Genomic DNA, 2,673 nt, shown 5'->3' on the forward strand with positions numbered 1-2,673 from the left:
ACCCCCGGCGGCGCGGGCCGCTACCGCGAGGTGGCCACCTCCACCGGCGGCACCCGCAGCGCGACCCGCCCCGGCAGGGCAGTGGCGGCGAGGGCCAGCAGCCCCGCCACGCCCAGCACCCCGACGTACACCACCGGCAGCATCGCGGGCGCGGCCGCTCCCGTCATGCCCACGCTGAACGCGGTCAGGACGGCCAGCGCGATACCCGACCCCAGCACCGCGCCGATCAGCAGCACCGCCAGCGCCTCCGTCCGCAGCATCCGCAGCACCTGGCGCCGCTTCGCCCCGGCCAGCCGCAGCATCGCGAACTCCCGCAGCCGCTCCGACGTGGACATCGCCAGGGTGTTGACCACCGCAATCGCGGTGAAGGCCAGCACCAGCCCCATCGCCAGCAGGTTGATCTCGGCGCCGGCCTGCTGCTGCTCCGCCCGCGCCGCGTCCGCGTCCCGCGCCGACAGCACCCCGACCCCGGGGAACGCCCGCACCGCCGCGGCCAGCTGCTCGCGTCCGGTCCCCTCCCCGGCCGCCACGAGCACGCTGCTCGCCAGCGGGTTGTCCACGTGCGCCGCGACCAGGTCGTGCGGCAGCGTCAGGTCGCCGAAGCCGAGCCCGCGCGCGTACACGGCCGAGACGGTCAGCGTGACCGGGGTCCCGTCGCCCAGCGTCAGCTCCAGCGGGCTCCCCGGCTTCAGCCCCAGCTGGTCGGCGGCCACCTCGCTCAGCGCCACGTTCTTCTCGCCGAACCCCTCCAGGCTCCCGCTCGTCACACCGGGGTCCCAGGTGCGGGTCAGCCCGGCCGGGGTGACCCCCTGCGCGCCGTACTTCGTCAGCCCCACCCGTACGGAGGTGTGCACGATCTCGGTGGCCGCCGTGACCCCGGGGGTCCGGCGGACGCTCTCCACGGCACCGCCGGTGACGCCCGGACCCTGCGCGGCCAGCACCCACCCGGCCCGGACCCCCTCACGGGCCTGCGCCCGGCCGGCGTTGCCCAGCGTCGGGGTGATGAACAGGACGGTGCAGGTCATGCCGATCAGCAGGGCGAGCGGGGTGACCGCGGAGGCCATGCGGGTGGCGTTGCCGCGCAGGTTCGCGGCGGCCAGGTGCCCGCCGGGCCCGGCCAGCCGCAGCGGTCCGGCGAGCAGGGCGGTGGCGCCGCGGACCAGCAGGGGGCCGAGCAGCGAGACCGCCCCGGCCAGGACCACGACCGCGAGGAAGGTGACCGGGGTCGACGCCGGCTCGGTGCGCAGCGCGCTCAGGACGGCGACCAGCACGACTCCGCCGGCCAGCAGCAGTACTCCGGTCGCGATCCGGATCCATGCGGGCCGGCGCCGTTCGACGGCGGCTTCGGCGAGCGCCTCGGCCGGGCGGATCCGGGCGATCCGGCGCCCGGTGATCCGGGCCGCGGCCCAGGCTCCGAGCAGGCTCGCGCCGACGGCGGCGAACATCGGGAAGATGCCGGCGGAGCGCTCCAGGTTGGCGGGGACGACCCCGCTCTCGACGAACCGGCCGTGCAGCCAGGCGGCGAGCGGGAGTCCGGCGAGCGCCCCCGCGACACCGGCGGCCAGGCCCACGAGCAGCGCCTCGCGGCCGATCATGCGGCGCAGCTGCTTCGGGGTGGCGGCGATGGCCCGCAGCAGGGCGAGCTCACGGTAGCGCTGCTGGACGGAGAGCGCGAAGGTGCCGACGACGACGAGGATCGCGACGAGCAGCGACGTGCCGCCCATGGCCCCGCCCATGGAGACCAGCTTGATGCGTGCGCCGGCGGCGTCGAGGAACTCCACGGGCCCCCGGTCGTCGCCCGTGGTGACCTGTGCGCCGGTGCCCTCGAGTGCCCGGCCGATCCGCCCGGCCAGCTCACCGGGGTCGGTCCCGGGCGCCGGGAGGATCCCGATGGCGGTGACCCGGCCGTCGCGGGCGGCCAGCCGCTGCGCCTCGGCGTCGGTGAAGAACAGGGCGTTCTGCCGTGCGAGGTCACCGCGGGGGGTCTGCGCGATCCCGCTCACGGTGTACGTCATGGGCTCGCCGGTGGCCTGCACGGTGAGGGCTGCGCCGCTCTTCAGCCCTGCACGGGCGGCCAGTTCGCGGTCGATGACGACTTCCCCGCCGCTCTGGGGAGCGCGGCCCTCGGCGAGGGTGAAGGGGGTGAGCGCGGCGGAGGTCCAGGCGTGCCCGTACGAGGGCTTTGCGGCACCGGGGGCCTTGATCAGCGGAACGGCCTGGAAGCTGAGCTCGGGCACGGCCCGCTCGACGCCCGGTACGGAGCGGACGGCTTCCACGGTGGCGGCGGGGAGCCAGGCCCGCTCGGCGACGGGCTTGGCCTTGTGCTTCGTCTTCGTCTTCTGCGGATCGCCCTTCTTCACCTTGACCGTGGTCTGGTGCACGTTCTGGTCGGCGGAGACGACGACGGGCGTGGCCGCGTAGCGCTCGGTGGCGATCTTTCCGCGGAGTCCGGTTTCCAGGAGCGTGCCGCAGGCGGTGATCAGGGCGGCCGCGCACAGGAGCGCGACGAAGGCGCCGAGGAAGCCGGCTTTGCGGTCCCGGACGGTCTGAAGGGCGTAACGCAGCATCATGCGGTCAACTCTGACGCCGGGAGCGCCCGTTGGCAGTGAAGCGCCCTGGCGTCCCGGCCCGGGGGCTAGCCCCACCCCCGGGCCCTGCTGCGCGTTTCAGAAC

The 2,673-nt window shown here is 75.4% G+C and carries 1 protein-coding gene; it reads right to left on the minus strand.

Features of this window, described 5'->3' with window-relative positions; genetic code table 11:
- Positions 1-20: 20 nt before the first annotated feature.
- Positions 21-2,570 (minus strand): FtsX-like permease family protein, encoded by a 2,550-nt coding sequence (locus ACFXA3_RS40525; RefSeq protein WP_385196147.1) that lies wholly within the window; start codon positions 2,568-2,570, stop codon positions 21-23.
- Between the last annotated feature and the right edge of the window lie 103 nt (positions 2,571-2,673).

Origin of the sequence: Streptomyces sp. NPDC059456, assembly GCF_042750055.1 — a bacterium.
Taxonomy (GTDB): domain Bacteria; phylum Actinomycetota; class Actinomycetes; order Streptomycetales; family Streptomycetaceae; genus Streptomyces.